The organism is Delftia sp. SD018 (assembly GCF_017355445.1).
Lineage (GTDB): Bacteria > Pseudomonadota > Gammaproteobacteria > Burkholderiales > Burkholderiaceae_C > Comamonas > Comamonas acidovorans.
This window is the reverse complement of sequence record NZ_JADDRN010000022.1, coordinates 1-22439: the sequence shown is the minus strand read 5'-3', so window position 1 is coordinate 22439 and position 22439 is coordinate 1. Positions and strand designations below refer to the sequence as shown.

The window sequence follows — 22439 nt, the reverse complement described above, 5'->3', positions numbered from 1 at the left end:
CATGAGCACGCCCGCCAACCGCATCCTGATGATCGAGGACGACCCCGGCATCCGCCGCTTCGTGCGCCTGGTGCTGGAAGACGAAGGCTGGCAGGTCTTCGAGGCCGACAGCGCGCGCCGCGGCCTGATAGAGGCGGCGAGCCGCCAGCCGGACCTGGTCATCCTCGACCTGGGCCTGCCGGACGCCGATGGCAAGCAGGTCCTGACCGAGCTGCGCGGGTGGTCCTCCGTGCCCGTGCTCGTGCTCTCCGCGCGCGAGCGTGAGGACGAGAAGGTGGCCGCATTGGATGCCGGCGCCGACGACTACCTGGTCAAGCCCTTCGGCGTGCCCGAGCTGCTGGCCCGGCTGCGCGTGATGCTGCGCCGCCGCCAGCAGCTGGGCGCCGCCGGTGGGGCGGGCGGCACCGCCGCGTCCAGCAAGGTGCACTTCGGCCCGGTGCAGGTGGACCTGGCCACGCATGAGGTGCGGCGCGCGGGGCAGCCGGTGCACCTCACGCCCATCGAATTCCGCCTGCTGGCGGCGCTGATCGCCGCCCAGGGCCGTGTGATGACCCACCGCCAGCTGCTGCTGCAGGTCTGGGGCCCCGAGTACCTGAGCCGCGCCCACTACCTGCGCGTGCACATGGCCAATCTGCGCCAGAAGATCGAGGGCGAGCCGGCCCAGCCGCGCCACCTGGTGACCGAACTGCAGGTGGGCTACCGGCTTGTGGGGCTGGGCGGTGAGGCATCCACGGGATCGGTATAATCAGCGCCTCTCCGAGGAGCGTTGCAGCGGCCCCCACACATCAGGCGTGGTCGCGAGGCTCGGAGTCATACCTGCAACGACGCTCGCCCACGCTTTCTGTGCGGTGAGCTTTTTTTCGTCTCCCGCAGAACGTGGTTTTTCATTCATCTTTTGGAGAAAACCATGAACGCTGCTGTTCGTCCCGTTTCCGCCGACACGGCCATCGCTGACATTTCCCTCGCTGCCTGGGGCCGCAAGGAAATCCTGATCGCCGAAACCGAAATGCCCGGCCTGATGGCCACGCGCGAGGAATTCGCCGCTGCCCAGCCCCTCAAGGGCGCGCGCATCACCGGCTCGCTGCACATGACCATCCAGACGGCCGTGCTGATCGAGACGCTCAAGGCCCTGGGCGCCGAAGTGCGCTGGGCGTCGTGCAACATCTTCTCGACGCAGGACCACGCTGCTGCCGCCATCGCTGAAACCGGCACGCCCGTGTTCGCCATCAAGGGCGAATCGCTGGCCGACTACTGGGACTACACCCACCGCATCTTTGAATTCGGCGCTGCCGGCACCGAAGGCGAAGGCCCGAACATGATCCTGGACGACGGCGGCGACGCCACCATGCTGCTGCACCTGGGCATGCGCGCCGAAAAGGACCTGTCCGTGCTGGACAACCCCGCCTCCGAAGAAGAGAAGATCGCCTTCGCCGCCATCCGCGCCAAGCTGGCCCAGGACCCCACCTGGTACACGCGCAAGAGCGCCCACATCATCGGCGTGACTGAAGAGACCACGACCGGCGTGCACCGCCTCAACGAGATGTCGGCCAAGGGCACGCTGAAGTTCCGTGCCATCAACGTCAACGACTCCGTCACCAAGAGCAAGTTCGACAACCTCTACGGCTGCCGCGAATCGCTGGTGGACGGCATCAAGCGCGCCACCGACGTGATGATCGCCGGCAAGGTTGCCGTGGTGGCCGGCTACGGCGACGTGGGCAAGGGTTGCGCCCAGGCGCTGCGCGCGCTGTCGGCCCAGGTCTGGGTCACCGAGATCGATCCCATCAACGCCCTGCAGGCGGCCATGGAGGGCTACAAGGTCGTGACCATGGAATGGGCGGCAGACAAGGCCGACATCTTCGTGACAACCACCGGCAACCGCGACATCATCCGCCACGAGCACATGGTGGCCATGAAGAACGAAGCCATCGTCTGCAACATCGGCCACTTCGACAACGAGATCGACGTCGCCTCCATCGAGCAGTACCAGTGGGAAGAAATCAAGCCCCAGGTGGACCACATCACCTTCCCTGACGGCAAGAAGATCATCCTGCTGGCCAAGGGCCGCCTGGTGAACCTGGGTTGCGCCACCGGCCACCCCAGCTTCGTGATGAGCGCCTCGTTCGCCAACCAGACCATCGCCCAGATCGAGCTGTTCACCAAGCCCGATGCCTACGAGGTCGGCAAGGTCTACGTGCTGCCCAAGATCCTGGACGAGAAGGTCGCCCGCCTGCACCTGAAGAAGGTCGGCGCCATGCTGACCGAACTGACGGACGGCCAGGCTGCCTATATCGGCGTGAGCAAGCAGGGCCCCTACAAGCCCGAAACTTATCGCTACTAAGCACCCCCTGAGCGGCTTGCGCCGCTTCCCCCTCTCTACTTGCTTCGCAAGGGAGGGGGACGACACCCTCGCGGCGGGGCGGCCCTTGCTCGGTGTCCCTGAGTTGGGCCCTGCCAGTTGTGGGGTGCGGCGCCGCTTGGCGTCATTGGTTTAGAGATTTCCTGGGAACGACGCTATGCGCGCAGATGTATTTTTGGTGGAAGCCGGCCATGCGGCCACGCGCTCGCAGGCGCAGCGGCTGATTGCAGGCGGCGTGCAATGGCGCATGACGCCGCTGACGCCTTGGAAGAAGGTTGCCAAGAACGGTGACGAGATTCCTGCGGGTGCCGAGCTGCAGCTGCTGGACGGGGCCGAGGCCCGGTTCATCTCGCGCGGCGGGCTGAAGCTGGAAGGCGCGCTGGCGGCCACCAAGCTGTCGGTGCAGGGCCTGCGCTGCCTGGACGTGGGCCAGAGCACGGGCGGTTTCACCGACTGCCTGCTGCAGGCGGGCGCCGCCCAGGTCATCGGCGTGGATGTGGGCCATGGCCAGCTGCACGACCGGCTGCGCTCGGATGTGCGTGTGATCTGCGTCGAGGGTGTCAATGCCCGCGCGGTGACGGCCGAGGGCCTGCAGGAGTCCTGCGAGGAAGTGCTGTCCGAACGCTGGGAAGAAGATCCCGACGACAACGACACCCAGCCCGTGGCGCCCTATGCCTGGATGCGCAACGGCGGTCTGGTCGATGAAGACTACGACGACAGCGACGACGCCAAGGAAAAAGAGATCGAGGCCTTCAAGGCCGAGCGCGCGGCCAAGGGCAAGGCCCGGGAAGAAGGCACGGTGGCCACGCAACGCCGCCGCCGCGCCGAGTTTGCCGACGTGGACATCACGCCGCAGTTCGACTTCGTCACGGGCGATCTGTCCTTCATCTCGCTGACCCTGGTGCTGCCGGCCGTCACGCGCCTGCTCAAGCCGCACGGCCAGCTGCTGATGCTGGTCAAGCCGCAGTTCGAACTGCAGCCGGGCCAGGTCGGCAAGGGCGGCATCGTGCGCGATGCGGCCCTGTTCACCGAGGTGGAGCAGCGCATCCGCACCTGCCTGGGCGAGCTGGGCCTGGAGGTCAAGGGCTGGATGGAGTCGGCCATCGAAGGCGGTGACGGCAACCGCGAATTCTTCGTGCATGCCCAGCAGGCGGCCGTGGTGAAGGAGCCTGCACAGCCTGAAACGCAGGACGACGACGAGCCCCGTTCGGCCGTGAAAGCCGCGCCTAAGCGCGTGTCCCGCACCGTGCTGCGCGAGCAGCGCAACGAGCGTGTGATCGACACCAGCACCGAGTTCGGCGTGCCCGGACCGGGCCGCGCCAAGCTGCGCAAACGCAACGAATGAAACACTGAGCAGTGAGTCTTACATGAGCTTTCCGATCAGCTTCGAATTCTTCCCGACCAAGACGCCCGAAGGGGCGGCCAAGCATGTGCAGGTGCGCAAGAACCTCTATGCGCGCAAGCCCCAGTTCTGCTCCGTCACCTATGGCGCGGGCGGCTCCACGCAGGCCGGCACCTTCAACATGGTGCGTGACATCCAGAGCGAAGGCGTCAGCGCGGCATCGCATTTCTCCTGCGTGGGCGCCACGCACGACAAGGTGCGTGCCGAGCTGCAGGAGCTCAAGGCCATGGGCGTGCGCCGCATCGTTGCGCTGCGCGGCGACCTGCCCAGCGGCTACGGCCTGGGCGGTGAATTCCAGTACGCCAGCGACCTCGTGGAATTCATCCGCCGCGAGTTCGGCGACTGGTTCCACATCGAGGTGGCAGCCTACCCCGAGGTCCACCCGCAGGCGAAATCCCCACATTCCGATCTGGAAGCGTTTGCGGCTAAAGTGCGCGCTGGCGCGGATTCCGCGATCACCCAATATTTCTACAATGCCGACGCCTACTGCCGTTTCGTTGATGCGGCGCGCGGCATGGGGCTTGATGCACCGGTTGTTCCCGGCATCATGCCCATCACCAGCTCTACGCAGCTGATGCGCTTCTCGGACGCCTGCGGCGCCGAGATCCCGCGCTGGATCCGCCTGCGTCTGCAGGCTTACGGAGATGACACGGCGTCCATTCGCGCCTTCGGCCTCGATGTCGTGTCCCGTCTATGCGAGCAGTTGCGCAGCCAGGGCGCTCCCGGGCTGCACTTCTATACGATGAACCAGAGCGTCGCCACGCTGGAAATCTGCGATCGATTGGGCCTTTGAGCGCGCAGCCACTGCGCCGGCCCCGGGCGGCCCTCTAGAACTTGGGAACGGTCAGGCGTTCCCTGGAGGTTTTTGCCCATGGATCGTAATTTTCGACGCCTGCATTGGCGCTGGCTGGCCATGTGTGCCATCACCGCCACCCTGGCTGGCTGCGCACCGGCTCCCGTGGCCGAAACCGATGCCGAGTCCGGCGCCCTGATGGCAGGTTCTGCTGGTGCAGCAGGTGCCGAGGCCATGGCTGAAGGCCATACGCCTGCGGCCGTTCCCTCAGCAGGCAAGCGCAGCAGCCGCGCCTCGCGGGCCACGCCGCCTGCCAGCAGATCCGCGGATGCCAGGCCCTCCGAACCGGCTTCGCCCGAAGAGAGTTCCGACACTCCCTCCAATCCCGATTTCGCCCTCGTTCCCTCGCGCGACAGCGACCAGCAAGGCCTGGCCTCCTGGTATGGCCCGGGCCTGCATGGCCGGCTGACGGCCAGCGGCGAACGTTTCGACAAGGAAGAGCTGACGGCTGCGCACCGCAGCTTCGCCTTCGGCAGCCGTGTCTGCGTGCGCAGCGCCGCGACAGGCAGGACGGTGGTGGTGCGCATCAATGACCGGGGGCCGTTTGCGCCCGGCCGCGTGATCGACCTGAGCCAGGCTGCGGCGCAGGAGCTGGGCATGGTCGGCCTGGGCATCAAGCCCGTGGAACTGTGGCAGCTCGACGAAGGCGAGGAAGAATGCCCCGAAACCCTGGTCACGGCCAGGAAGGCAGAGTCGCTCAAGAAGACGCAGCAGGCCAAGGGACAGACACAAACACAGGCGCGGACCCAGGTTCAGGCAAAGGCCCCGGTCCGTCCGCGTGTGCAGGCCAAGGCGCCCGCACCCAGGCCCAATGCACGCACGGCCGTGGCCAGCCGTGCCGTCCCTGCCGCCAGGCCGGTGGCGAAGGCCGCTGCGCCCGCCGCAGCCTCGGCCACGGCAGTGGCCTCTGCGGCGTCGAGCTCGCGCTGAAACGTGCTCAGCCGCCGGATTCGAGCGTGAAGGCCGCGTTCTCGTCCTGACCGAGCAGCTTGACCAGCTGCGGCATGGCCGGCTTGAGCTGTTCCTTGAGATTGAACGGCGGATTGATCAGGAACATGCCGCTGGCCGGCAGGCCGCCGCGCTCCGACGTCTTGTTGCTCTTGACCGTGAGCTCCACATGCAGCCAGCTCTTGCCGGCCTTGGTGGTCATGGTCTTCAGGCGGCGCGGCAGATCGTGCGCCTCGGGGCGCGGGATGATCGGATACCAGACCGCATACGTGCCTGTGGCAAAGCGCTTGAGGCTGTCGGCCGCCATGTCCAGCACCTTGGCGTAGTCGCTCTTGAGCTCGTAGCTGGGGTCGCACAGCACCAGGGCGCGGCGCGACGGTGGTGGCAGGAATTTCTTGATGCCCTCGAAGCCGTCCTCGTGCAGCACGGCCACCTGGCGGCCCGCTTCAAGCTGGGCAATGTTGCCCGCCAGCGAGCGCATGTCGGTGGGATGCAGCTCGAAGACCTTGAGCTTGTCGCGCTCCTGCACGCGCAGCAGGGACTGGATGATGAAGGGCGAGCCCGGGTAGTTGCGCAGCTGCGCGCCCTGGTTGAAGGAGCGCACCGTGGCCAGGTAGGCCTGCAGCACCGGGGCCAGCTCGGCCTCCTTGGCCTGGGCCAGGCGCATGATGCCGTCGGCCGACTCGCCGCTCTTGTTGGCGTAGTCGCCGTCCAGTCGGTACAGGCCGGCGCCGGCGTGCGTGTCCAGCACCGTGAGGGCGGCATCCTTCTGGAGGAGGTATTGCAGGGTGGCGATCAGCACGGTGTGCTTGAGCACATCGGCATGGTTGCCTGCATGGAAGGCGTGGCGGTAACTGAACATAGGCGTATGGTAACCAGCCGCGCTGCCGGGTGGTTGCCCGTGGCGGCTGAAGGATGGGGGCCGGCGCTGAAGCCAGTGCGGCGCAAGGGGGATGGCGAAGGCCTGCCGTTTTTGTATAATGGAGGGCTTCGCAGCGATTTTAGGGTCCCGCGGCGAAGTTTACATCCCCGCCTAAGAGGCTTCCTTTTTGAAGAAGCGCCGACCGCGGAAAAGGACCCGCCAAACCTTTCTTGAAAGAGAAAACTCATGTCTACATTCAGCGCAAAGCCCGCTGAGGTGCAACACGAGTGGTTTGTGATTGACGCCACCGATAAGGTGCTCGGACGTGTCGCCAGCGAAGTGGCACTCCGTCTGCGCGGCAAGCACAAAGCCATTTACACACCTCACGTTGACACCGGCGACTTCATCGTCATCATCAACGCCTCCAAGCTCAAGGTCACCGGCACCAAGAACCTGGACAAGGTGTACTACCGCCACTCTGGTTTCCCCGGCGGCATCACTGCCACCAACTTCCGCGACATGCAGGCCAAGTTCCCCGGCCGCGCTCTGGAAAAGGCCGTCAAGGGCATGCTGCCCAAGGGTCCCCTGGGCTACGCAATGATCAAGAAGCTCAAGGTGTACGGCGGTGCTGAGCATCCCCACACCGCCCAGCAGCCCAAGGCTCTGGAAATCTAAGGAGACCTAGATGATTGGTGATTGGAACAATGGCACCGGCCGTCGCAAATCCAGCGTCGCACGCGTGTTCCTGAAGAAGGGCTCCGGCAAGATTACCGTGAATGGCAAGGACATTCAGGAGTACTTCGGCCGCGAAACCTCGATCATGATCGCAAAGCAGCCCCTGGCTCTGACGAGCAACCTGGAAGCTTTCGACATTCAAGTGAACGTCCACGGTGGTGGTGAATCCGGCCAGGCCGGCGCTACCCGCCACGGCATCACCCGCGCCCTGATCGACTATGACGCAGCGCTCAAGCCCGTCCTGAGCCAAGCCGGCTTCGTGACGCGTGACGCTCGTGAAGTCGAACGTAAGAAGGTCGGCCTGCGCTCCGCACGCCGCGCCAAGCAGTTCTCCAAGCGTTAATCCGCTGGCACTGCAGGAAAGTCCCCCGGGGCTTTCCCCAGAAAAAAACCGCCTTTGCCGGCGGTTTTTTTCTGGGCGATGCAAACCCTTCGCATTCACCTTCGCCGTTGGAGGCCAATGCCCCCACTTGCACTGTCGTCAAGCCGGCGGCCCCGGGAATTCCCGAGCCCTTTGCTGTACCATTCGGGCCAATTGAGAACTTCGGAGTATCCCCATGAGCGCCGTCGCAGAAATCACCGAAACCACCACCGCCGAAATGCCCACCCCGATCGTCTTCACCGACAGCGCAGCTGCCAAGGTGGCCGATCTGATCGCCGAGGAAGGCAACCCTGACCTGAAGCTGCGCGTGTTCGTGCAAGGTGGCGGCTGCTCGGGCTTCCAGTACGGCTTCACCTTCGACGAGATCACCAACGACGACGACACGACCATGACCAAGAATGGCGTGTCGCTGTTGATCGACGCCATGAGCTACCAGTACCTGGTGGGTGCCGAGATCGACTACAAGGAAGACCTGCAGGGCGCGCAGTTCGTGATCAAGAACCCCAACGCCTCCACCACCTGCGGCTGCGGATCGAGCTTCTCGGTGTAAGCCTTGTCGGCTGCGCTGCAGTGAAGCCCGCAGCAGCCCGCCGCACAACACGCCACCAACCGCCGCGCAGCAATGCGCAGGCGGTTTTTTAACGCCTGCGCCCTTCCTGCCTTGCCATGATTCCTGAAGACAAAAGCGCTTCCGCCTCCTCCACATCCTCCTCGCGTTCGGTGCTGCTATGGCTTGTGGCCATCGGCTTTTTCATGCAGACGCTGGACGGCACCATCGTCAACACCGCGCTGCCCACCATGGCCGAGGCCCTGGGCGAGAGCCCGCTGCGCATGCAGTCGGTCATCGTCGCCTACTCGCTGACCATGGCCATGCTGATCCCGGCCTCGGGCTGGATGGCCGACCGCTTCGGCACGCGGCGCGTCTACCTGTGGGCGATTGCGCTGTTCGTGCTGGGCTCGGTGCTGTGCGCGATTGCGCCCAATCTGCAGCTGATGGTGGCTGCGCGCGTGCTGCAGGGCATGGGCGGGGCGCTGCTCATGCCGGTGGGGCGGCTGGCCGTGCTGCGCGCCTTTCCGCGCGAGCAGTTCCTCAAGGCCATGAGCTTCGTGGCCATCCCCGGCCTGGTCGGGCCACTGATCGGACCCACGCTGGGCGGCTGGATGGTGGAGTACGTGAGCTGGCACTGGATCTTCCTGGTCAACGTGCCCGTGGGCCTGATCGGCCTGGCCGCTACGCTGCGCTTCATGCCGGTGGGCGACCGCTTTGCCGTCAAGCGCTTCGACGGCGTGGGCTATGCGCTGCTGGCCTTCGGCATGGTGGCCGTGTCGCTGGCGCTGGACAGCATGTCGGGCAAGGGCATCCACGGCGCCATGGTCTTCGTGCTGCTGATCTTCGGCCTGGCCAGCCTGGCCGCCTACTGGCTGCACGCGCTGCGCCGGCCAGACCCGCTGTTCGCCCCCGAGCTGTTCGCCGTGCGCAGCCTGCGCGTGGGCCTGCTGGGCAATCTGTTCTCGCGCCTGGGCAGCTCCTGCATGCCCTTCCTGATCCCGCTGGTGCTGCAGGTCTGCCTGGGCTTTTCGCCGCTGCAGGCCGGCATGATGATGCTGCCCACGGTGCTGGCCAGCATGGCCATGAAGCGCCAGACCACCACCCTCATCCAGCGCATCGGCTACCGCCGCGTGCTCATGGGCAACACCCTGGTGCTGTCGCTGATGATTGCCAGCTTCGGCACGGTCTCCACGGCGCTGCCGCTGTGGGTGGTCATCGTCCAACTGCTGATCTTCGGCGCCACCAACTCCATGCAGTTCACGGCCATGAACACCGTCACGCTCAAGGACCTCGATGCCGGCAACGCCAGCAGCGGCAACAGCCTGCTGTCCATGGTGCAGATGCTGGCCATGGGCATGGGCGTGGCCGCCGCAGGTGCGGTGCTGGCCGGTTTCAGCGAATGGTTCGGCGGCGACACGCCGCAGCACACCCTCAATGCCTTCCGCGCCACCTTCGTCTGCATGGGCGCGGTGACGCTGGCCTCGACCATGATCTTCTCGCAGCTCGGCGACGATGAGGATGTGCGGCCCAAGCCTCTGGAGCCGGCCGAGCACGAGTGAGGGCTGTGCATAGCTTTTGAACCCTGAACCGCTGCAATACACACTTTTGTTGCGGGTTTACCCTTGTTTTTGGCAAGGATATATGGCAGCCCGCATAGGAAATATCGAGGCCGCCTTATGCGTTTGGGCAGGGCTGGACTTAATCTCGGGTACATCCGCAGGACTTACGCAAGCAAGAACGCAAACACGCCATCGCCACAGGGCCAGCGGCTTTCTTCCTCGGAATTTGCGTAAGTCGTGATCCGAACAGTCCACGCACCAGCAGTTGCCCCCACGAGCATGAGCCAGAGCCCCAGTTCCCAACCCATCCGCTTCTATCACCGCGGCCAGATCGTCGAGGTACAGGGGCCGCATCCCACGCGCTCGGTGCTCGACTGGCTGCGCGGCGACGCGCGCTGCACCGGTACCAAGGAGGGCTGCAACGAAGGTGACTGCGGCGCCTGCACCGTGGTCATCGCCGAGCTGGCCGAAGACGGCGCGCCCGACGCCGTGGGCGGCCTGCAGCTGCAGACGGTCAATGCCTGCATCCAGTTCCTGCCCACGCTGCATGGCAAGGCGCTGTTCACGGTGGAGGACGTCAAGGGCCAGTGCGCCGGCAAGCAGGGCTGTGCCACCGGCAAGCCCGCAGGCGGTGCCGAGCTGCACCCCGTGCAGCAGGCGCTGGTGGACTGTCACGGCTCGCAGTGCGGCTTTTGCACGCCGGGCTTCGTGATGTCGCTGTGGTCGGCCTACGAGCACCACCAGCAGGCCGGCACGCGCCCCTCGCGCCAGCAGCTGGCCGACGAGCTGTCGGGCAATCTGTGCCGCTGCACGGGCTACCGTCCCATCCTGGATGCAGGCCAGCGCATGTTCGACCTGCCCGCCACGCGCATGGCCACCGAACCCGTGGTGCAGGCACTGCAGGGCCTGCGCGCGCAGGATGCCGGCTTGGACTACGCCGCGCCCAACGCCGCCCAGGGCGGCCGTGTGGACAGCTTCCACGCTCCGCGCACGCTGGACGAGCTGGCCGCCGTGTGCGAGGCCAAGCCCCGCGCGCGCCTGCTGGCAGGCTCCACCGATGTGGGGCTGTGGGTGACCAAGCAGTTCCGCGACCTGGGTGACATCGTCTATGTGGGCGACGTGGCCGAGATGAAGCGCGTCGAGGAGCGCCGCGGCGCGGGCAGCCTGGACGGCGGCGAGCTGTACATCGGCGCCGGTGCCTCGCTGGAATCGGCCTGGTCGGCGCTGTCGCAGCGCTTCGAGGGGCTGACCGACGTGTGGCTGCGCTTTGCCTCCGTGCCCATCCGCCATGCGGGCACCATGGGCGGCAACGTGGCCAATGGCTCGCCCATTGGCGACTCCCCGCCCGTGCTGATGGCGCTGGACGCGCAGATCGAGCTGCGCAAGGGCGCACGCGTGCGCCGCATGCCGCTGCATGACTTCTATCTGGACTACATGAAGAACCAGCTGGAACCGGGCGAGTTCGTGCAGGCCCTGGCCGTGCCGCTGGACGCTGCACGGCGCCAGACCCGGGCCTACAAGATCAGCAAGCGCTTTGACTGCGACATCTCGGCGCTGTGCGCGGGGCTGGCCATTGAGCTCGATGGCGAGGTGGTGAAGTCCGCCCGCCTGGCCTTTGGCGGCATGGCCGCCGTGGTCAAGCGTGCGGCCCTGGCCGAGGCGGCCATCGTGGGCCAGCCCTGGGACCAGGCCGCAGTGAAGGCCGCCCAGGCCGCGCTGGCCCAGGACTTCAAGCCCATGTCCGACATGCGCGCCAGCGCCGACTACCGGCTCAAGGTGGCGCAGAACCTGCTGCAGCGCCTGTGGCTGGAGACACGTCCGCAGCAGCCGCTGCCGCTGCAGGCCACCAGCGTCTGGAGCGTGATGCCCCACGCAGTGCACCAAGGAGCCTGAAATGAACCGCCCCATCGATCCCTCCCTGCTGCATTCGTCCGAGGCCTTTGCGCATTACCTGAAGAACACCGCCTTCCGCGTGGACGAGCGTGCCGAGGCCGGTGCCCACACCCAGGGCCAGCGCGTGGGCATCAGCCGCCCGCATGAGTCGGCCCATCTGCATGTGGCCGGCGAGGCCGCCTACATCGACGACCTGCCCGAGCTGGACGGCACGCTGCACTGTGCGCTGGGCCTGTCGCCCGTGGCCAATGGCCGGCTCAATGCGCTCAGGCTGGATGCCATCCGCGCCATGCCCGGCGTGGTGGCCGTGCTCACGGGCGAGGACATTCCCGGCGTCAACGACTGCGGCTCCATCATCCACGACGACCCCATCCTGTGCAGCGGCGAGATCCGCTACCTGGGCCAGCCGCTGTTCGCCGTGATCGCCGAAAGCCGCGAGGCCGCGCGCCTGGCTGCGGCCCAGGCCAAGGCGGCGGCCGACATCACGGCCGAGCCGCCCGTGCTCACGCCCCAGCAGGCGCATGAGCTGGGCCAGTACGTGCTGCCGCCCATGCACCTGGCGCGCAGCACGAATGAAGGCGGCGCGCGCCGCGCCATGGACGAGGCGCCGCACCGCCTGAAGTCATCGTTCTACGTGGGCGGCCAGGAGCAGTTCTACCTGGAAGGCCAGATCAGCTACGCCATTCCCAAGGAGGACGGCGCCGTCCACCTGTACTGCTCCACCCAGCACCCCAGCGAGATGCAGCACCTGGTGGCGCATGCGCTGGGCGTGGCCTCGCACGCCGTGCATGTGGAGTGCCGCCGCATGGGCGGCGGCTTCGGCGGCAAGGAGTCGCAGTCGGCCCTGTTCGCCTGCGTGGCCTCGGTGGCCGCGACGCGGCTGCGCCGGCCCGTCAAGCTGCGCCTGGACCGCGATGACGACTTCATGATCACGGGCCGCCGCCACTGCTTCTGGTACGAGTACGAGGTGGGCTACGACGACGAGGGCCGCATCCTGGGTGCCGAGATCTCCATGGTCTCGCGCGCCGGTCACTCGGCCGACCTGTCCGGCCCCGTGATGACGCGCGCGCTGTGCCACTTCGACAACACGTACTGGCTGCCCGATGTGTCCATGCACGGCTACTCGGGCAAGACCAATACGCAGAGCAACACGGCGTTCCGCGGCTTCGGCGGCCCGCAGGGCGCGATCGCCATCGAGAACATCATGGAGACGGTGGCGCGCGAGCTGGGGCGCGATGCGCTCGATGTGCGCCGCGTCAACTTCTACGGCAAGACCGAGCGCAATGTCACGCCCTACAGCCAGGTCGTGACCGACAACGTGATCCACGAGCTGGTGGCCGAGCTGGAGACCTGCAGCGACTACCGCGCGCGCCGCGATGCCATCGCCGAGTTCAACGCGGCCAGCCCCGTGCTCAAGCGCGGCCTGTCGCTGACGCCGCTCAAGTTCGGCATCTCCTTCAACGTCAAGCACTTCAACCAGGCCGGCGCCCTGGTCCATGTCTACAACGACGGCTCCATCCTCGTGAACCACGGCGGCACCGAGATGGGCCAGGGCCTGAACACCAAGGTGGCCCAGGTCGTGGCGCATGAGCTGGGCGTGGGCTTCGGGCGCGTGCGCGTCACGGCTACAGACACCACCAAGGTGGCCAATACCTCGGCCACGGCGGCATCGACGGGGGCCGACCTCAACGGCAAGGCCGCGCAGGACGCGGCGCGCCAGATCCGCGAACGCCTGGCCGCCTGCGCCGCCGAGCGCCATGGCGGCCGCGCGGAGGACGTGCGCTTTGCCAACGACCAGGTCCACGTCAACGGCAAGGTACTGGATTTCAAGGCCGTGGTGGGCGAGGCCTACATCGAGCGCGTGCAGCTGTGGTCCGACGGCTTCTATGCCACGCCCGGCCTGTCGTGGAACAAGGACACCATGCAGGGCCGGCCCTTCTTCTACTACGCCTACGGCGCCGCCGTGAGCGAGGTGGTGGTGGACACGCTGACCGGCGAGTTCAAGCTGCTGCGCGCCGACGTGCTGCACGACGTGGGCCGCTCGCTGAACCCGGCCGTGGACGTGGGCCAGGTCGAGGGCGCCTTCATCCAGGGCATGGGCTGGCTGACCACGGAAGAGCTGGTCTGGCACCCGCAAAGCGGCAAGCTCACCACGCACGCGCCCAGCACCTACAAGATCCCGACGGCCAACGACTGCCCGCCCGTGTTCAACGTGCGGCTGTTCGAGGGCGACAACTTCGAGGACTCCATCCACCGCAGCAAGGCCGTGGGCGAGCCGCCGCTGCTGCTGCCGTTCTCGGTGTTCTTCGCCATCCGCGACGCCGTCTCGGCCGCGGGCGGGCACCGCAGCAACCCGCCGCTGCAATCGCCGGCCACGCCTGAATCCATCCTGCGCGCCATCGAGGCCGTGCAGGCCGCCGGGAGCTGAGCGGACCGGCGCCGCCCCCCTCATTCCTTGAATCTGCGCGCAGCGATGCGCGCCACCAGGTCCATGGCCGCCCGGCAGGGTGCCATGCCTTGTGCCGGCCTGGACAGCCGGTGCTCAACCCTGGGCGCTTTCACAACCGTTGCGCCCCGCATGCGAAAACAACACGGAGACAATGCGATGAACTGGATGGAACGGGTGTTCAAGCTCAGTGAGCACGGCACCAATGTAAGAACCGAGCTGGTCGCGGGCCTGACGACCTTTCTGACGATGGCCTACATCATCTTCGTCAATCCCTCAATCCTGGGGGATGCGGGGATGCCCAAGGGGGCCGTCTTCGTGGCCACCTGCCTGATCGCGGCGCTGGGCACGACCATCATGGCGCTGTACGCCAACTATCCCATCGCGCTGGCGCCGGGCATGGGCCTGAACGCCTATTTCGCCTACGTGGTGGTGCTGCACATGGGCTTCACCTGGCAGGCCGCGCTGGGCGCGGTCTTCGTCTCGGGCTGCCTGTTCCTGCTGGTGACGCTGTTCGGCCTGCGGGAGCTGATCATCAAGGGCATACCGCAGTCCATACGCATAGCGATCACCGTGGGCATCGGCCTGTTCCTGGCGCTGATCGCGCTCAAGAGCGCGGGCATCGTCGCCGCATCGCCGGCCACCTTCGTGACGCTGGGCGACCTGCACAAGCCCGAAGTCATCCTGGCCTCGCTGGGCTTTCTGATCATCGTGGTGCTGGACCGCCTGAAGGTGCCGGGCGCCATCCTGATCGGCATCGTCGCCGTCACCGTGGCCTCGTTCTTCTTCGCAGGCAACGAGTTCCACGGCGTGTTCTCTGCGCCGCCCTCCATTGCGCCCACCTTCCTGCAGCTGGACATCAAGTCTGCGCTGACGGGCGGCATCCTCAACGTGGTGCTGGTGTTCTTCCTGGTCGAGCTATTCGATGCCACGGGCACGCTGATGGGCGTGGCCAAGCGCGCCGGCCTGCTGGTGCCCAGCCGCATGGGCCGCTTCAACCGTTCGCTGCTGGCCGACAGCGGTGCCATCTTCGCGGGCTCGCTGCTGGGCACCTCCAGCACCACGGCCTACGTGGAAAGCGCGGCCGGCGTGCAAGCGGGCGGCCGCACGGGCCTGACGGCGCTGACCGTGGCCGTGCTCTTCCTGTGCTGCCTGTTCCTGTCGCCGCTGGCCGGCGTGGTGCCCGGCTACGCCACGGCGCCCGCGCTGTTCTTCGTGGCCTGCCTGATGCTCAAGGAGCTGACCGAGATCGAATGGGGCGAGACCACCGAGGCCATTCCCGCTGCCGTCACGGCCCTGCTCATGCCCTTCACCTACTCGGTGGCCAATGGCCTGGCCTTCGGCTTCATCACCTATGCCGTGCTCAAGCTGTTCACGGGGCGCGCCAAGGAAGTGCACTGGATGGTGTGGCTGATCGGCGGCGTCTTCCTCTTCAAGTTCGTCTATATAGGCGGATAGCACCCCCTGAGGCGCTTACGCGCCTTCCCCCGTATGCACGGCGCCCTCTCTCGCTTCGCGGGAGGGGGACGACGCCCTCGCCGCGAGGCGGCTCTTGCTCGGCGTCCCTGCTTTTGGGCCGCGCCAGTTTCATAGGCTTTGGGCTCAGGCAAGATGTTTGGTGGACCCATGCTTGGCGGATGCCTTGCATGGTTTTTTTATGCGGGGTGGATGGCGCCCAGGATGCGCGGGCCGCGTGCGCCCGTCACGGCGGGCAGGTTGCCCGGCAAACCCAGCAGGGCCTGGCGCGCCAGCCAGGCGAAGGCGGCGGCCTCCACCTGCTGCGGCGGCAGGCCGCGCGCGGCCGTGGTGTCCACGGCCACGCCGGGCAGCAAGGCGGCGATGCGCTGCATCAGTTGCGTGTTGAAGGCGCCTCCGCCGCAGACCAGCAGCTCCCCGCCGCCACGCCCGAAGCGCTGCACGGCACCGGCGCAGGCGCGGGCCGTGAATTCGGTGAGCGTCGCCTGAACGTCGGCGGGGCGGGCATCGGCAGAGCTGGTTGCACTGGCGGAAAGATGGCCGGCCAGCCAGTCCGCGTGGAACAGGTCGCGCCCCGTGCTCTTGGGCGGCGGCTGCTGCAGGAAAGGCTCGGCCAGCAGGCGGTCGAGCAGGGCGGGCAGCACCTGGCCCGTGGCCGCCCATTGGCCGCCGTCGTCATAGGGCTGGCCCGTGTGCGCCTGGCACCAGCCGTCCATCAGCGCATTGCCGGGGCCGCAGTCGAAGCCCAGCACCGTGCCATCGCCCGCCAGCACGCTGAGATTGGCAATGCCGCCGATGTTGAGCACCAGCACCGTCTCGCCGGGCCGGCCGAACACGCCCTGGTGGAAGGCGGGCACCAGCGGCGCGCCCTGGCCGCCTGCGGCCACGTCGCGGCTGCGCAGGTCGGCCACCACGGCAACGCCGCTGAGCTCGGCCAGCAGGGCCGGGCTGTTGAGCTGCAGCGTGTAGCCCGTGCCGTCGAACATCTGCGGCCGGTGGCGCACGGTCTGGCCGTGGGCGCCGATGGCGGCGATCTGCGCGGGCGCCAGGCCCGTGGCCTGCAGCAGTTCCCGCACCACCTCGGCATAGCTGCGCGCCAGCGCATTGGCCGCCAGCGCCGCGCGGTGGAGCTCGTCGCGGCCCTCGGGGGTATTGAGGGCCAGCAGCTCGGCGCGCAGCGCGGCGTCGAACCCCCGGCTGGCATGCCACAGCACCTGCGTGCCTTCGGCAAAGTCCACAAGCACGCCGTCCACCCCGTCGAGCGAGGTGCCGGACATCAGGCCTATGCAGTAGCGGTGGGCGATGGGGGAGGGGATGGGCTGGTTCATGCCGGCAATGGTAGCCCTGCGGCCTGGGGCCCGCGATCACAAAAGGATGCGCCTGAAACCACAAAGGCTGCCAGGGCAGCCTTTGCGGGATGGGAGCGCGGCGGCTCAGCGTTCGCTGGCCAGGGCCAGTGCTTCGTTCGATGCCTGCAGCTCGATGCGCATCTGCGCGGCCATCTTGTCGAAGGCGGCGCGGCCGGCCTTGGAGACGGGGCGGGCGGCATCGGTGGCCTGGACGATGGTCATGGGATCGCGGTGCTCGCCGTTGACGCGGAACTCGAAGTGCAGGTGCGGGCCGGTGGCCCAGCCCGTGGAGCCCACGTTGCCGATGATGTCGCCCTGCTCCACGCGCTGGCCGCGCGTGACGCCGATGTGGCTCAGGTGAGCGTAGACCGTGGTGTGGTTGTTGGCGTGGTCCACGAAGATCACGTTGCCGTAGCCGTTCTGCACACCCGCGAAGGAGACGGTGCCGTCGCCCACGGTACGCACCTTGGTGCCCGTGGCAGCGGCGAAGTCCGTGCCCAGGTGGGCACGCCAGGTCTTGTGGATGGGGTGCATGCGCATGGCAAAGCCGCTGCTGATGCGCGAGAACTCCACGGGAGAGGTCAGGTAGGCCTGGCGGCGGCTCTTGCCGTCCATGGTGTAGTAGTCGCCCTTGGCCTTGCCTTCGTCCTGGAACCACAGCGCCTGCACGACCTTGCCGTTGTTGTGGAATTCGGCGCTGAGCACGCGGCCGGCGCGCAGCGGCTCGCCATCGGCTTCCAGCGATTCGTAGACCACGGAGAAGCGGTCGCCCTTGCGCAGGCTGCGGCGGAAGTCCACGTCGCCCTGGAAGATGTCGGCCATCTGCATGGCCACGGCATCGGGGATGGAGGCCGCGTCGGTGGCGGCGAACAGCGAGCTGCGGATGATGCCGCCGGCCAGACGGGGCGAGGCCGTCAGCTTGCCCGTCTCGATGCGGGTGCTCAGTTCATTGTTCTTGCGCTCGACCACAAGGCGGCGGAAGCTGCCGTCCTCGTCGGGCGCCCAGCGCACAGTCAGCTGCGACAGCTGGTGGTCGGGCGTGGTCTCGGCCGTCACCAGGCGGCCGGCGCGGCCCAGCACATGCTGGCGAACCTGGTCGTTGCCGCGCATGAAGGCGGCGGCGGCCGGATCGGCCACGCCCAGGCGCTGGAGCAGGGTTTCGGCCGTGTCGCTGCCGCGCGTGTATTCGGAACGGTACAGGGACATGCCCTGCACGCTGTCGGTCAGCTCGGCCAGGGTCTGGCCTTCGGCCAGCGATTCCACGGGCGTGGACAGCATGCGCACCGGCAGGTCGGCCGGATCGGGTCCCAGGTTGGCCACGGCGAAGGCACCGCCGCCGCCCGTGAGCAAGATGGCTGCCAGTGCTGCGGTGACACGCTTGGGGTGTTGCTGGATCACGGAGGTCAGCCGCGCAACAAGAGCACCGCTGGCATGGTTCAAGCCATATTTCACAACATCAGATCCTTGGGTTGCGCGCATCCGGCCCTGCGGGGGACGGACAGCATCGCAGCGGCGGGATACGCTCTCCAGACGGGCAACAAGTCCGCGCTCTGCGGTGCGGATAGGCGGGCGTCTAGAATTCGCCGCAGCGGGAAAATCCCCGGAGTATACCGACGCAGTCCTACGCGGCCTGGCGAAAAACCCTTATGAATCAATCTGCTGTTACAACATACCCGGTCACCGACGGTGTAAGCCAAGCGCTTGAAACCACCCTGCGCGGCGTGGATGAGCTGCTGCCCCAGGCGGACTGGGTGCAAAAGCTGGCCCGTTCCGAGGCCACCGGCGTGCCGCTGCGCATCAAGCTGGGCCTGGACCCGACGGCGCCCGACATCCATCTGGGCCACACCGTGGTGCTCAACAAGATGCGCCAGCTGCAGGACCTGGGCCACCAGGTGATCTTCCTGATCGGCGACTTCACCACCCTGATCGGCGATCCTTCGGGCCGCAACAGCACGCGCCCGCCGCTGACGGCCGAGCAGATCAAGGTCAACGCCGAGACCTACTACACCCAGGCCGCCAAGGTGCTGGACCCCGCCCGCACCGAGGTGCGCTACAACAGCGAGTGGTGCGACAAGCTGGGCGCGCGCGGCATGATCGAGCTGTCGGCCAAGTACACCGTGGCCCGCATGATGGAGCGCAACGACTTCCACCAGCGCTTCACCGACGGCAGCTCCATCAGCCTGCACGAGTTCCTCTACCCGCTGCTGCAGGGCTATGACTCGGTGGCGCTGCGCGCCGACCTGGAGATGGGCGGCACGGACCAGAAGTTCAACCTGCTCATGGGCCGCCATCTGCAGCAGGAATACGGGCAGGACACGCAGTGTGTGCTCACCATGCCGCTGCTGGTGGGCCTGGACGGCGAGCACAAGATGTCCAAGTCCAAGAACAACTACATCGGCATCACCGAGGACGCCAACACCATGTTCGCCAAGGTGCTGAGCATCTCGGACACGCTGATGTGGAACTGGTACACCCTGCTGTCGTTCAAGAGCCTGGCCGAGATCGCCGCGCTCAAGGCCGAGGTGGAAGGCGGGCGCAATCCCAAGGACGCCAAGGTGCTGCTGGCCAAGGAAATCACGGCGCGCTTTCACAGCGCGGCGCTGGCCGATGCGGCCGAGCAGGATTTCAACAACCGCAGCAAGGGCGGCATTCCCGATCAGATCGACGAGGTCAGCCTGTCGGGCGCGCCGCTGGGCATCGGTGCCCTGCTCAAGCAGGCCAACCTGGCGCCCTCGACCAGCGAGGCCAACCGCCTGATCGACGGCGGCGGCGTGCGCGTGGACGGCACGGCCATCAGCGACCGGGGCCTCAAGCTCGAAGCCGGCACCTATGTGGTGCAGGTGGGCAAGCGCAAGTTTGCGCGCGTGACGCTGGGCTGATGCCCGCGCCGGGCCATGCGCCCGGCTGCACAGGAATGAAGGACGCCGGCATGCCCGCGTCCTTTTTTCATCGCCGGGCCGCCCCAAGATGAAAACGGCCCCCTCGGGGGGGCAGCGGACCTTGCACAGCAAGGGGCGCGTGGGGGGGCATTTTTCAAGCCGGGGGCGATTCGACGGTTTCGCGCGTGACCTCGGCCTGCTCCTGCAGCCACCGGCAGAAGGCGGCCACCTCGGGACGCGCGGCGCTGCGCGGGCCCACGATCAGCCAGTAGGCCAGCGGCGATTCCAGCCGGTGTGCGGGCAGCACCTCGACCAGATCGCCAGCCGCCAGCGCATCGGCCACCAGCGGCAGCCGCGCAATCGCCAGGCCCTGTCCGGCCAGTGCGGCCTGCACGATCTGGTGGGCGTAGTTGAAGTACAGCCAGCGCGGCGGCTGCAGCTGGTCGCAGCCCTGCACGCCGAACCAGCGCTGCCAGCCCAGCCATTCCAGCTGGGGCATGCGGTGGGCGTCGCCGGTCTCGATCAGCGTGTAGCGCGCCGCGTCGGCCGGCGTCCTGAGCGGCGGGCCGCCGGCCAGCAGGCGCGGGCTGGCCACCACGGCCAGCTGTTCGCCGAACAGGCGCTGCGCCTGGGGCCAGCCGTCGCCCGCGCGGCCGTAGCGCAGGGCCAGGTCCACGTCGGTGGTGTCCAGGTCCATCACGGTGTCGCTGGTGTCGATGCGGATGTCGATATCGGGCCAGGCGCGCTGGAAGGACTCCAGGCGCGGGATCAGCCACATGGCGGCAAAGCTGGCCCAGGTGGTGATGGCCACGCTCTTGCGGCCCACGGTCTGGCGGATCTGGCGCACCGAGGCGTCGATCTGCTCCAGCGCGGGCGCCACCGAGCGCAGCAGCTGGGCGCCGGCCCCCGTCAGCTCCACTGCGCGCGTGTGGCGCAGGAACAGCGGCACGCCGACTTCATCCTCCAGCGACTGGATCTGGCGGCTCACGGCCGACTGCGTCAGCGACAGCTCGTCGGCTGCCGCGCGGAAATTCAGGTGCCGGGCCACGGCCAAGAAGGCACGCAGATGGCCGGCTCCGATGGCGCGTGTGCGCAGCAGGGGAACGGGTGCAGTGGTGGCATGGGGCATGGCGCCGCCAGCATACGTCAATCGTGTGACCGGCCGCAGCCCTTGGCGGGCAGATAATCGGCGGCGTTGCCGGCACAGGTTCTGGCGTTTTGGATGAATCACCTATGACAGCACCTCTGGATCTCGTCATCATGGCCGCGGGCAAGGGCACGCGCATGAAAAGCCGCCTTCCCAAAGTCCTGCAGCGCCTGGCGGGGCGCCCGTTGCTGGGCCATGTGCTGTCCACGGCGGCGCAGCTGGATGCGCGCTCGGCCGTGGTGGTCACGGGCCACGGCGCGGACCAGGTGGAGCCCGCCATGGCGGCGGCCTGCCAGGGCGGCTCCATGGCGCTGAAGTTCGTGCGCCAGGAGCCGCAGCTGGGCACGGGCCACGCGGTGCAGCAGGCCGTGCCCGCGCTGGCGGGCGACGGCATGGTCATCGTGCTCTCGGGCGATGTGCCGCTGACGCAGGCCGACACGCTGCGCGCCCTGGTCGATGCGGCCGATGGCCAGCGGCTGGCGCTGCTGACCGTGCGCCTGCCCGATCCCACGGGATATGGCCGCATCGTGCGCGGTGAAGACGGCACGGTGCAGCGCATCGTCGAGCAAAAGGATGCCAATGACGCCCAGCGCGCCATCCAGGAAATCTACAGCGGCATCATGGCCGTGCCGGCCCGCCACCTGGCCGGCTGGCTGGCCCGCCTGACCAATGACAACGCTCAGGGCGAGTACTACCTGACCGACGTGGTCGCCATGGCCGTGGCCGACGGCGTGCCCGTGGTCGCGCACTGCATTGCCGACCCGGTGCAGGTGGCGGGCGTCAACAGCCCGCTGCAACTGGCCGAGCTGGAGCGCGCCCACCAGGGCGCCCAGGCCCGTGCGCTGATGGAGCAGGGCGTGCGCCTGGCCGACCCCGCGCGCTTTGACCTGCGCGACGACCCGCGCACGGGCCGCGCGGCACGCCTGGCCTGCGGGCAGGATGTGGAGATCGACGTGGGCTGCATCTTCAGCGGCCATGTGGAGATTGGCGAAGGTGCGCGCATCGGCGCCTATTGCAGCATTGCCAACGCCACGATTGCGGCGGGCGCCGTCCTCCATCCGTACACGCATGTCGATGGCGAGAAGGCCGGCGTCAGCGTGGGCGAGGGCGCCCTGGTCGGCCCGTTTGCGCGCCTGCGCCCCGGTGCGCAACTGGGCCGCGAAGTGCACATCGGCAACTTCGTCGAGGTCAAGAACTCCGTGCTGGCCGATGGCGCCAAGGCCAACCACCTGGCCTACCTGGGCGATGCCACGGTGGGCGAGCGCGTCAACTACGGCGCCGGCTCCATCACGGCCAACTACGACGGCGTGAACAAGCACCGCACGGTGATCGAGGCCGACGTGCACATCGGCAGCAACTGCGTGCTGGTGGCGCCCGTGACCATTGGCGCGGGTGGCACGGTGGGCGGCGGCTCCACGGTCACCAAGAGCACCGAGCCCGGCGTGCTCACGGTATCGCGGGGCAGGCAGGTGAGCATCACCAGCTGGAAGCGCCCAGTCAAACTGCCCAAGTCCTGAGACTTCCGAGACACGTGGGCTCGAGGGCCCGCATCGCCGGCGGGTCCCGTACGGGGTACGCCGATTTGCCGAATCTCCTGACCCT

The 22439-nt window shown here is 67.5% G+C and carries 18 protein-coding genes and 1 riboswitch; of the genes, 14 read left to right on the top strand and 4 right to left on the bottom strand.

Annotated features, from left to right (window positions below):
• Nucleotide 1 precedes the first annotated feature (1 nt).
• The 5 genes from INR38_RS20470 to INR38_RS20450 all read left to right on the top strand — a co-directional run bounded on the left by INR38_RS20470 (nt 2) and on the right by INR38_RS20450 (nt 5541).
• Complete coding sequence (locus INR38_RS20470) at nt 2–745, top strand: response regulator (protein WP_207442726.1); 744 nt, start codon at nt 2–4, stop codon at nt 743–745.
• 7 nt (nt 746–752) lie between these two features.
• A riboswitch (S-adenosyl-L-homocysteine riboswitch) is annotated at nt 753–837 on the top strand.
• Nucleotides 838–907: 70 nt separating this feature from the next.
• Nucleotides 908–2338 (top strand): adenosylhomocysteinase, encoded by a 1431-nt coding sequence (ahcY, locus tag INR38_RS20465; RefSeq protein ID WP_013800445.1) that lies wholly within the window; start codon nt 908–910, stop codon nt 2336–2338.
• A gap of 175 nt (nt 2339–2513) precedes the next feature.
• Nucleotides 2514–3701, top strand: a complete 1188-nt coding sequence (locus INR38_RS20460; RefSeq protein WP_202758776.1) for a TlyA family RNA methyltransferase — start codon at nt 2514–2516, stop codon at nt 3699–3701.
• 22 nt (nt 3702–3723) lie between these two features.
• On the top strand, nt 3724–4551 hold the full coding sequence (gene metF / locus INR38_RS20455; RefSeq protein WP_034397320.1) for a methylenetetrahydrofolate reductase [NAD(P)H]: 828 nt from the start codon (nt 3724–3726) through the stop codon (nt 4549–4551).
• A 78-nt stretch (nt 4552–4629) separates the two neighbouring features.
• Complete coding sequence (locus INR38_RS20450; RefSeq protein ID WP_099732674.1) at nt 4630–5541, top strand: septal ring lytic transglycosylase RlpA family protein; 912 nt, start codon at nt 4630–4632, stop codon at nt 5539–5541.
• A gap of 7 nt (nt 5542–5548) precedes the next feature.
• Here INR38_RS20450 and rlmJ read toward each other — a convergent pair whose 3' ends face one another.
• On the bottom strand, nt 5549–6421 hold the full coding sequence (rlmJ, locus tag INR38_RS20445) for a 23S rRNA (adenine(2030)-N(6))-methyltransferase RlmJ (protein WP_063328516.1): 873 nt from the start codon (nt 6419–6421) through the stop codon (nt 5549–5551).
• Between the two features lie 246 nt (nt 6422–6667).
• Between rlmJ and rplM the strand changes: the two genes are divergently transcribed.
• The 7 genes from rplM (at nt 6668) to INR38_RS20410 (ending at nt 15444) form a co-directional block, all read left to right on the top strand.
• Nucleotides 6668–7096: a 50S ribosomal protein L13 gene (rplM, locus tag INR38_RS20440; protein WP_012207711.1), complete on the top strand. Its 429-nt coding sequence runs from the start codon at nt 6668–6670 to the stop codon at nt 7094–7096.
• 10 nt (nt 7097–7106) lie between these two features.
• Nucleotides 7107–7499, top strand: a complete 393-nt coding sequence (gene rpsI, locus INR38_RS20435; protein WP_012207710.1) for a 30S ribosomal protein S9 — start codon at nt 7107–7109, stop codon at nt 7497–7499.
• A gap of 214 nt (nt 7500–7713) precedes the next feature.
• Nucleotides 7714–8088 (top strand): iron-sulfur cluster insertion protein ErpA, encoded by a 375-nt coding sequence (gene erpA / locus INR38_RS20430; RefSeq protein ID WP_013800449.1) that lies wholly within the window; start codon nt 7714–7716, stop codon nt 8086–8088.
• A 116-nt stretch (nt 8089–8204) separates the two neighbouring features.
• Nucleotides 8205–9647 carry a multidrug transporter subunit MdtD gene (gene mdtD, locus INR38_RS20425; RefSeq protein ID WP_074922478.1) on the top strand — a complete coding sequence of 481 codons (1443 nt, stop codon included), beginning with the start codon at nt 8205–8207 and terminating at the stop codon, nt 9645–9647.
• Nucleotides 9648–9926: 279 nt separating this feature from the next.
• On the top strand, nt 9927–11540 hold the full coding sequence (xdhA, locus tag INR38_RS20420) for a xanthine dehydrogenase small subunit (protein WP_047218459.1): 1614 nt from the start codon (nt 9927–9929) through the stop codon (nt 11538–11540).
• A 1-nt stretch (nt 11541) separates the two neighbouring features.
• Nucleotides 11542–13968, top strand: a complete 2427-nt coding sequence (gene xdhB, locus INR38_RS20415) for a xanthine dehydrogenase molybdopterin binding subunit (RefSeq protein WP_016448453.1) — start codon at nt 11542–11544, stop codon at nt 13966–13968.
• Nucleotides 13969–14145: 177 nt separating this feature from the next.
• Nucleotides 14146–15444, top strand: coding sequence for an NCS2 family permease (locus INR38_RS20410; RefSeq protein WP_012207705.1), 1299 nt, complete (start codon nt 14146–14148; stop codon nt 15442–15444).
• Nucleotides 15445–15641: 197 nt separating this feature from the next.
• Here the strand turns inward: INR38_RS20410 and INR38_RS20405 are convergent, their stop codons facing one another.
• Together INR38_RS20405 and INR38_RS20400 are read right to left on the bottom strand one after the other, a co-directional pair.
• Nucleotides 15642–16790, bottom strand: coding sequence for an anhydro-N-acetylmuramic acid kinase (locus tag INR38_RS20405; protein ID WP_207442725.1), 1149 nt, complete (start codon nt 16788–16790; stop codon nt 15642–15644).
• Between the two features lie 105 nt (nt 16791–16895).
• A complete protein-coding gene (locus tag INR38_RS20400) occupies nt 16896–18290 on the bottom strand; it encodes a peptidoglycan DD-metalloendopeptidase family protein (RefSeq protein ID WP_012207703.1) in 1395 nt (464 codons plus the stop codon).
• Between the two features lie 167 nt (nt 18291–18457).
• Between INR38_RS20400 and tyrS the strand changes: the two genes are divergently transcribed.
• Nucleotides 18458–19690 (top strand): tyrosine--tRNA ligase, encoded by a 1233-nt coding sequence (gene tyrS, locus INR38_RS20395; RefSeq protein WP_012207702.1) that lies wholly within the window; start codon nt 18458–18460, stop codon nt 19688–19690.
• 154 nt (nt 19691–19844) lie between these two features.
• On the opposite strand, the gene INR38_RS20390 is transcribed toward tyrS, so the two are convergent.
• Nucleotides 19845–20819: a LysR substrate-binding domain-containing protein gene (locus INR38_RS20390; RefSeq protein WP_012207701.1), complete on the bottom strand. Its 975-nt coding sequence runs from the start codon at nt 20817–20819 to the stop codon at nt 19845–19847.
• 104 nt (nt 20820–20923) lie between these two features.
• On the opposite strand from INR38_RS20390, the gene glmU reads away from it, so the two are divergent.
• A complete protein-coding gene (gene glmU, locus INR38_RS20385; RefSeq protein ID WP_034397314.1) occupies nt 20924–22354 on the top strand; it encodes a bifunctional UDP-N-acetylglucosamine diphosphorylase/glucosamine-1-phosphate N-acetyltransferase GlmU in 1431 nt (476 codons plus the stop codon).
• The last annotated feature ends 85 nt before the right edge of the window (nt 22355–22439 follow it).

Excerpts from the sequence above, each read along its gene's own strand:
- INR38_RS20470 (WP_207442726.1), top strand. The coding sequence starts at position 2 with ATGAGCACGCCCGCCAACCGCATCCTGATGATCGAGGACGACCCCGGC.
- ahcY (WP_013800445.1), top strand. The coding sequence starts at position 908 with ATGAACGCTGCTGTTCGTCCCGTTTCCGCCGACACGGCCATCGCTGAC.
- INR38_RS20460 (WP_202758776.1), top strand. The coding sequence starts at position 2,514 with ATGCGCGCAGATGTATTTTTGGTGGAAGCCGGCCATGCGGCCACGCGC.
- metF (WP_034397320.1), top strand. The coding sequence starts at position 3,724 with ATGAGCTTTCCGATCAGCTTCGAATTCTTCCCGACCAAGACGCCCGAA.
- INR38_RS20450 (WP_099732674.1), top strand. The coding sequence starts at position 4,630 with ATGGATCGTAATTTTCGACGCCTGCATTGGCGCTGGCTGGCCATGTGT.
- rlmJ (WP_063328516.1), bottom strand. The coding sequence starts at position 6,421 with ATGTTCAGTTACCGCCACGCCTTCCATGCAGGCAACCATGCCGATGTG.
- rplM (WP_012207711.1), top strand. The coding sequence starts at position 6,668 with ATGTCTACATTCAGCGCAAAGCCCGCTGAGGTGCAACACGAGTGGTTT.
- rpsI (WP_012207710.1), top strand. The coding sequence starts at position 7,107 with ATGATTGGTGATTGGAACAATGGCACCGGCCGTCGCAAATCCAGCGTC.
- erpA (WP_013800449.1), top strand. The coding sequence starts at position 7,714 with ATGAGCGCCGTCGCAGAAATCACCGAAACCACCACCGCCGAAATGCCC.
- mdtD (WP_074922478.1), top strand. The coding sequence starts at position 8,205 with ATGATTCCTGAAGACAAAAGCGCTTCCGCCTCCTCCACATCCTCCTCG.
- xdhA (WP_047218459.1), top strand. The coding sequence starts at position 9,927 with ATGAGCCAGAGCCCCAGTTCCCAACCCATCCGCTTCTATCACCGCGGC.
- xdhB (WP_016448453.1), top strand. The coding sequence starts at position 11,542 with ATGAACCGCCCCATCGATCCCTCCCTGCTGCATTCGTCCGAGGCCTTT.
- INR38_RS20410 (WP_012207705.1), top strand. The coding sequence starts at position 14,146 with ATGAACTGGATGGAACGGGTGTTCAAGCTCAGTGAGCACGGCACCAAT.
- INR38_RS20405 (WP_207442725.1), bottom strand. The coding sequence starts at position 16,790 with ATGAACCAGCCCATCCCCTCCCCCATCGCCCACCGCTACTGCATAGGC.
- INR38_RS20400 (WP_012207703.1), bottom strand. The coding sequence starts at position 18,290 with ATGCGCGCAACCCAAGGATCTGATGTTGTGAAATATGGCTTGAACCAT.
- tyrS (WP_012207702.1), top strand. The coding sequence starts at position 18,458 with ATGAATCAATCTGCTGTTACAACATACCCGGTCACCGACGGTGTAAGC.
- INR38_RS20390 (WP_012207701.1), bottom strand. The coding sequence starts at position 20,819 with ATGCCCCATGCCACCACTGCACCCGTTCCCCTGCTGCGCACACGCGCC.
- glmU (WP_034397314.1), top strand. The coding sequence starts at position 20,924 with ATGACAGCACCTCTGGATCTCGTCATCATGGCCGCGGGCAAGGGCACG.